At 72.3% G+C, this 6275-nt stretch carries 7 protein-coding genes and 1 pseudogene; 5 read left to right on the top strand and 3 right to left on the bottom strand.

All coding sequences use genetic code 11. The features are described from left to right. The 3 genes and pseudogenes from ME121_RS32160 to ME121_RS32150 all read right to left on the bottom strand — a co-directional run. Window positions 1-293: pseudogene (locus ME121_RS32160) on the bottom strand (hypothetical protein); the annotation flags it as partial. 245 nt (window positions 294-538) lie between these two features. After that, window positions 539-784: a hypothetical protein gene (locus tag ME121_RS32155; protein WP_059410283.1), complete on the bottom strand. Its 246-nt coding sequence runs from the start codon at window positions 782-784 to the stop codon at window positions 539-541. A gap of 240 nt (window positions 785-1024) precedes the next feature. After that, entirely contained in the window at window positions 1025-1633 is a 609-nt protein-coding gene (locus tag ME121_RS32150; RefSeq protein ID WP_012321174.1) for a PAS domain-containing protein, read from the bottom strand. Between the two features lie 170 nt (window positions 1634-1803). On the opposite strand from ME121_RS32150, the gene ME121_RS32145 reads away from it, so the two are divergent. The 5 genes from ME121_RS32145 to ME121_RS32125 all read left to right on the top strand — a co-directional run bounded on the left by ME121_RS32145 (window position 1804) and on the right by ME121_RS32125 (window position 6246). Then, window positions 1804-2109 carry a hypothetical protein gene (locus ME121_RS32145; RefSeq protein WP_059410282.1) on the top strand — a complete coding sequence of 102 codons (306 nt, stop codon included), beginning with the start codon at window positions 1804-1806 and terminating at the stop codon, window positions 2107-2109. 95 nt (window positions 2110-2204) lie between these two features. Further along, window positions 2205-3776 (top strand): ABC transporter substrate-binding protein, encoded by a 1572-nt coding sequence (locus ME121_RS32140; RefSeq protein WP_043074531.1) that lies wholly within the window; start codon window positions 2205-2207, stop codon window positions 3774-3776. Window positions 3777-4174: 398 nt separating this feature from the next. Beyond that, the gene (locus tag ME121_RS32135; protein WP_012321171.1) at window positions 4175-5497 is read left to right on the top strand and encodes an MFS transporter; all 1323 of its coding nucleotides are present in this window, start codon (window positions 4175-4177) and stop codon (window positions 5495-5497) included. Window positions 5498-5628: 131 nt separating this feature from the next. Next, window positions 5629-5808: a hypothetical protein gene (locus ME121_RS32130; RefSeq protein ID WP_012321170.1), complete on the top strand. Its 180-nt coding sequence runs from the start codon at window positions 5629-5631 to the stop codon at window positions 5806-5808. Window positions 5809-5832: 24 nt separating this feature from the next. Continuing rightward, on the top strand, window positions 5833-6246 hold the full coding sequence (locus ME121_RS32125) for a VOC family protein (RefSeq protein ID WP_012321169.1): 414 nt from the start codon (window positions 5833-5835) through the stop codon (window positions 6244-6246). The last annotated feature ends 29 nt before the right edge of the window (window positions 6247-6275 follow it).

The raw sequence follows: 6275 nt of genomic DNA, 5'->3' as shown, positions 1-6275 counted from the left end.
GTCACGGCATCGCCGGCGACTTCGACGACAGGCTCGACCGGGACATCGAACATCGGCATGAGGCTCGGCAGGACGCGGCGCACCGGTGCGTCCGGCACCTTCCGCTCCGGGCGCGGCGCCGGCGCCGCCTGGGGGGCGGGCGCGGGCGCGGGCGGCTCGAGGGCAGCCTGCGCCAGTTCCGGCCACAGGATCTTGTCCGGGCGCGGTCGCGCCTCGGTGGCAGTCAGCGTTGTGCGGGCCGAACGAGTCTGCTTGACTTCGACCATGAACGGTCGCGCGCTGCGGCGCTTCATGTAAGATGATCCTCGGAAGCATTCGAGCCCGCACTTCGGCGGCACGAACACACCGAGGTTAAGCCTGATCTCGGCCGTTGTCCAGAAAGACGACGTCGTACTGGTCAAATTTCTCTTTAGTCGAGATCGGCCGCGGTCCTTTCCAGGCCTCGGGTCATGAAACGGAAGTCGTGTACGCCCGAGCACCGCCCGGGCACGGGGTGATCTGTTGCGGGACGGGCGCCGCGCGATCAGGTCTCTCGCGATCAGGCGGCCCGCGCCTGCCCGTGTGCCTGCCCGTGTGCCGGGTGGCGCCGCAGGGGACCGGGCGCCCCGAACAGGGACTGGTACAGCGCGGCCGGCGTCCGGGCCTCGCCGCTGCCGTCCGTAATCGTCACCTCGGCCATGCCGGCCGCGATCAGGCTCATGCCCTGATCCAGGGCGGTCAGGACCGAGGCGTGCTGGTAGGCGAACCGGCGCGCGGGCAGGCGTGCGGTGACGGTGAAATGCATGACGACGATCCCGGAAATCCGAATCCCGCCGGGGTTCGGACGGCAACGGCGCGCGCGCGGCACGCTCGGGTGAGGACGGGGCTCCGGCAACGCCGCTGCCGGCATCCGGTCCCGCACCTGCTCGCCGCCAATAAAGTCGTTATCTTGACGAAAGCTTGTTCGTCCCCGCTTTGCACGGAAAAAGGCCGATCACTGTCGGTGCGGCTCCAGTGTTTGCCGCCGCTCCGCCGCGGTCAAGCTTCAGTTCAGGAGCCGGCGCCGCTCGGCGACCTGCCGCCGGGCCAGCCGCCGCCCCAGCGCCATCAGCAGCGCGTCCGCCTCGGCCTTCAGGGCCGGATCGCCCAGCGCCGCGAGGGCCCGCTGCGCGGCGAGGGCGTGCTCGACCGCCCGGTCCAGGGGCGTCTCGCCGGTGCCGGGCGCGGCCGCGCCGCCGGTCTCCTCGCCCGCGCGCAGCGCCGTGATGTCCACGAGGATCCCGCGCCCGCCCGTCGGCCGGCCGTCACGATCGCTGGTGAAGCGCCCGCGCGCCAGGACCCAGCGCGTCCGGCCGTCGACGGAGATCACCCGGTACTCGGCGACGTAGGAGCTCCCCGCCGCGACGCTGCGGCGGACCAAGCCGACGACGCGGTCGCGGTCGTCGGCGTGGATGGCCGCCTCGTAGTGTGCCATCGGGATCCCGGCTTCCGCCTCGGTCGGGTCGACCTTGAACAGGAGCGCCACCAGGGCGTCGACCCGCACGCGGTCCGTCGCGGGATCCCACGCCCAGTGCCCGATCATGTCGGCGGAATCGAGCGCGATCTGGAAGGCTTCGATGCAGGTCTGACCGACGGGCGCGCGGGTCTTGGGCATGGCGATGGGCGTGTGCGGTTCCGAGCCGGTCGGTCTACGGGGACGGTAGCTGCAACCTCAAGAGTTCTTTGACGCATTTATGCAACTGTTGCGTGCTGGCCACTCGCGTGCCGATGGTCTTCTGTATTATGAATGCTCAAGCCAGCCCGCGCGCCAGAGCCTGACCGCCGATGGGATCGAAATCACCTGTCCGGGGCAGATCCTCCGGGGACGCGGCGCCGGAGGACGACCTGTTCCAGCGCTCCGCCCTGCCGCACGCGCCGGGGGCCGGGCGGCTGCTGCGGCGGATCGCCGAGGCGCTGCAGGTTCCGGCCGCCTCCCTGTACGGCCCGCAGGGTGCGGAGCGCGGCGCCGCCGTCGCCGGCGGGCGTGCCGACGAGGCCGACGCCCTGCTGCACGCCTACAGGCGCATCGACGATCCCGAGCTTCGCCGCCGCGTCCTGACCCTCGTGCAGGATCTGGCGGCGGCACGCTGACCGGCGCGCCCGTGATACGCCCGTGACGCGCCCGTGACGCGCTTGGCCCGCCACGTGCTAACCTCCGCGGGACTGCAACGCTTGGGCGAGTCGGCATGCTGAACAGACGATCCTTCATGGCCCTGTCGGGCGCCGCCCTCGCGGCACCGGCCCTGGCGCAGGGCGGCGCCGCCCGGACGCTCAAGTTCATCCCGCAGGCCGACCTGACGGTGCTCGATCCGATCTGGACGACCGCCTACGTCACCCGGAACCACGGGCTCGCCGTCTTCGACACGCTCTACGGCACCGATGCCGGCTACGCCGCCCAGCCGCAGATGGTGGCGGGCCACACGGTGGAGAACGACGGCAAGCTGTGGCGCCTCACCCTGCGGCCCGGGCTGACCTTCCACGACGGCAGCCCGGTGCTGGCCCGCGACTGCGTCGCGAGCGTCGCGCGCTGGGGCAAGCGCGACGCGATGGGCCAGACCCTCATGGCCTACACGGACGAGCTCTCGGCCCCGGACGACCGGACGATCCAGTTCCGGCTGAAGAAGCCCTTCGCGCTCCTGCCGGACGCGCTGGGCAAGGTCGGCTCCTCGATCTGCGCCATCATGCCGGAGCGTCTCGCCAGGACCGACCCGTTCACGCAGGTGACCGAGATGGTCGGCAGCGGCCCGTTCCGCTTCAAGGCGGACGAGCGCGTGGTCGGCGCCCGGGTGGTCTACGAGCGCTTTGCCGGCTACGTCCCCCGCGAGGGCGGCGAGCCGCAATGGACCTCGGGCCCGAAGCGCGCCTTCGTCGACCGGGTCGAGTGGCACGTCATCCCCGATCAGGCCACCGCCGCCTCGGCCATGCAGACGGGCGAGATGGACTGGTGGGAGCAGCCGCCGGCCGATCTCGTCCCGACCCTCGGCGGCCTGACGACGCGGATCACCGATCCGACCGGCCTGATAGGCTGCCTGCGGATGAACCAGCTCCAGCCGCCCTTCGACAATCCGGCGATCCGGCAGGTGCTGCTGAAGGTCGTCGACCAGACCGACTTCATGCAGGCGGTGACCGGGACCGATCCCAAGCTGATCCACGTGCCGACCGGCTTCTTCTGCCCGGGCCTGCCCATGGCGAGCGATGTCGGCCTCGACGTCCTGACGCGCAAGCGCGACTACGCGGGCGCCAAGGCGGCGCTGGCGGCGGCGGGCTACAAGGGCGAGAAGGTGGTGCTGATGGGCGCCTCGGACTTCCCGAGCCTGAAGGCGCTCGCCGACGTGGCGGCCGACATGCTCACCCGCGCCGGCTTCAACGTCGACTACCAGGTCATGGACTGGGGGTCGGTGGTGCAGCGGCGCGCCAAGAAGGAGCCGGTCGCCCAGGGCGGCTGGAGCGCCTTCTGCACCTTCTGGGCCGGGCTCGACCAGGCGAATCCGGCGGTCAGCGCCTTCCTGCGCGGGACGGGCCAGAGCGCCGCGATCGGCTGGCCCACCAGCGAGAAGATCGAGGCCCTGCGGGACCAGTGGCTGGACGCCCCGGACACCGCCGCGCGCAAGCGGCTCGCGGGCGAGCTCCAGCAGCAGGCCTTCGTCGACCTGCCCTACCTGCCCCTCGGGCAGTACTTCAACCAGACCTCGTACAAGCCGTCCCTGACCGGTGTCCTCGACGGCGTGCCGGTGTTCTGGAACGTCAAGAAGGCCTGAGGGCGAGGTCTGTAGGCGGTGCGAGCGGTCGAGAGACGCCCGCGCCGCCCGTCGTTGCGGGCGCAGCGAAGCAGTCCAGCGGCACCGCGCCCGCGGATGCCGGGCTGCCCCGGGTCGCTTCGCCGCCCCCTCGACAGATCCGCGCCGTTGAAGCCCGGCGGCGCTTCCCAGCCGCGGCGGCCGCGGGTTAAGCAGGGTCGGCACAGGTCACGACCAGAGATGACCGGCCCGCGAGGAAGCCCGAGACGCCGCGCCTGCCCGCCGCCCGCCCGCGCGGCGGCGCCCGGCGCCGTCCCGCCCCGCGCGGGCCCGGCCCTGACCCGGAGACGTGACCTGGATCGACCCGGACCCCCGCGGGGGCCGGCCTGACCCCGAGACACGCCGCGAGGATAGGCCCGATGACAGGCTCCTTGGACGAGGCCGCCCTGGAACGCTCGGCGATGCGCAGGATCGGCTGGCGGCTCGTGCCGTTCCTGATCCTCGCCTACTTCGTCTCCTTCCTGGACCGCGTGAATGTCGGCTTCGCGGCGATCCAGATGAACCACGATGTCGGCCTGTCGGCGACCGTGTTCGGCTGGGGCGCCGGCATCTTCTTCCTCGGCTACTTCCTGATGGAGATCCCCAGCAACCTGATGCTGGAGCGCTTCGGGGCGCGGCTGTGGATCGCCCGGATCATGGCGACCTGGGGGCTGATCTCCGCCGCCATGGCGCTGGTGCAGGGGCCGTGGTCGTTCATCGGCCTGCGCTTCCTGCTGGGGCTCGCCGAGGCCGGCTTCTTCCCCGGCGTCATCCTCTACCTCACCTACTGGTTCCCCTCCGCCTACCGGGCGCGGATCATCGGGATCTTCATGATCTCGATCCCGATCTCGTCGTTCCTCGGCTCGCCGATCTCCGGCGCGCTGCTCAACGTGACGGGGCTCGGCCTCGCCGGCTGGCAGTGGCTGTTCATCCTCGAGGGCCTGCCGGCGGTGTTCCTGGCCGTGGCGGTGCTGTGGTTCCTGCCGGACGGACCGCGGGACGCGGCGTGGCTGCCGGCGGCCGAGCGGGACTGGCTGGAGCGGCAGCTCCGGGCCGAGGCGGCGCGCAACACCCGCCGCGGCCAGCCCGCGAAGCCGCCGCTCTGGGACATCCTGCGCGACCGGCGGCTCGCCCTCTTCGCCGCCATCTACTTCGGCTCGACGGCGAGCAGCTACGGGCTGTCGTTCTGGACGCCGCAGATCGTCAAGAGCTTCGGCCTCGGCAACGTCGAGACCGGGCTCCTGAACAGCATCCCGTACGGGTTCGCGTCCCTCGCGATGGTCCTCTGGGGCCGGCACAGCGACCGGACCGCCGAGCGGCGCTGGCACCTCGCGCTCTCGTTCCTGATCCTCGCGCTGGGGCTCGCGGGCGGCACGGTCCTCTCGGGGCTCGGCCCGGTCGTGGCGGCGCTGACGATCGCCGCCATGGGCGTCTACATGCTCAAGGGCCCGTTCTGGGCGCTCGCGACCGAGCAGATGCCGCCCGCCACGGCGGCGGCGAGCATCGCGGCCATCAACGCGGTCGGCAATCTCGGCGGCTTCCTCGGGCCCTACCTGATCGGCGCGATCAAGGACGGGACCGGCAGCTTCACCTTGAGCCTTCTGCCCCTGGTGATCTTCGCCCTGCTCTCGGCCGCCCTGTCGCTGGTGCCGGGCCGCGCCCCGCGTCCGGACCAGGGCACGCCGCGGCCGTCGACCGTCTGAGCCCGGCCGGGCGGCGAACCGAGGCCGGGACCGGCCGGTTGGCTCCGGTACAGCCGTCGCCCGGCGCGGGGCCGATCCGGACCGGATCGGGGCCCGCGGGCCGGGCGCGGCGATGAGCGGGAGCCGGACCCATGAAGCTCGACGACGCCTTGCGGGACGCCATCCTGGCGGAGCTGACGCGCCAGGCCGAGGCGGAGGATCCCGCGCCGCAGGTCGACCTGTCGGAGCCGGGCTACGCGCGGATCTCGGGGCGGATCGACCTCGAGGCCCTGCTGATGGTGATCGCCGGCGCGGTCGCCGGCGGGCCGTGACCGAGTCGCCGCCGGGAGATCGCCGTGCCCCAGCTCAACGCCATCTTGGAGACGGCGCTGTACGTCGCGGACCTCGACCGCGCCGAGGCCTTCTACCGCGACACGATGGGATTGCGCTGCCTCTTCACCGACTTCCGCATGCGCGCCTTCGACGTCGGCGGCCGCGGCGTCCTCCTGCTCTTCCCGGAAGGCGGGTCCCTGCAGCCGATCGAGACGCCGGGCGGTCTCATCCCGCCCCATGACGGCCGCGGCCCGGCCCATATCGCGTTCTCGATCGACGCGGACGCCCTCGCGTCCTGGGAGGATCATCTCGCGGCCGCCGGCGTGGCCGTCGAGGGCCGTACCCGCTGGCCGCGGGGCGGCGTCAGCGTCTACTTCCGCGACCCGGACGGGCACCTGCTCGAGCTGGCCACTCCCGGCCTCTGGAAGGGCTACTGAGGCGGCGCCGGGCCGCGATCCGGCCGCCC

Source organism: Methylobacterium sp. ME121 (assembly GCF_000974725.1).
Lineage (GTDB): Bacteria > Pseudomonadota > Alphaproteobacteria > Rhizobiales > Beijerinckiaceae > Methylobacterium > Methylobacterium radiotolerans.
The sequence above is the reverse complement of the archived record's forward strand: the minus strand, read 5'-3'. Positions and strand labels throughout refer to the sequence as shown.

Excerpts from the sequence above, each read along its gene's own strand:
- ME121_RS32155 (WP_059410283.1), bottom strand. The coding sequence starts at position 784 with ATGCATTTCACCGTCACCGCACGCCTGCCCGCGCGCCGGTTCGCCTAC.
- ME121_RS32135 (WP_012321171.1), top strand. The coding sequence starts at position 4,175 with ATGACAGGCTCCTTGGACGAGGCCGCCCTGGAACGCTCGGCGATGCGC.
- ME121_RS32140 (WP_043074531.1), top strand. The coding sequence starts at position 2,205 with ATGCTGAACAGACGATCCTTCATGGCCCTGTCGGGCGCCGCCCTCGCG.
- ME121_RS32145 (WP_059410282.1), top strand. The coding sequence starts at position 1,804 with ATGGGATCGAAATCACCTGTCCGGGGCAGATCCTCCGGGGACGCGGCG.
- ME121_RS32130 (WP_012321170.1), top strand. The coding sequence starts at position 5,629 with ATGAAGCTCGACGACGCCTTGCGGGACGCCATCCTGGCGGAGCTGACG.
- ME121_RS32150 (WP_012321174.1), bottom strand. The coding sequence starts at position 1,633 with ATGCCCAAGACCCGCGCGCCCGTCGGTCAGACCTGCATCGAAGCCTTC.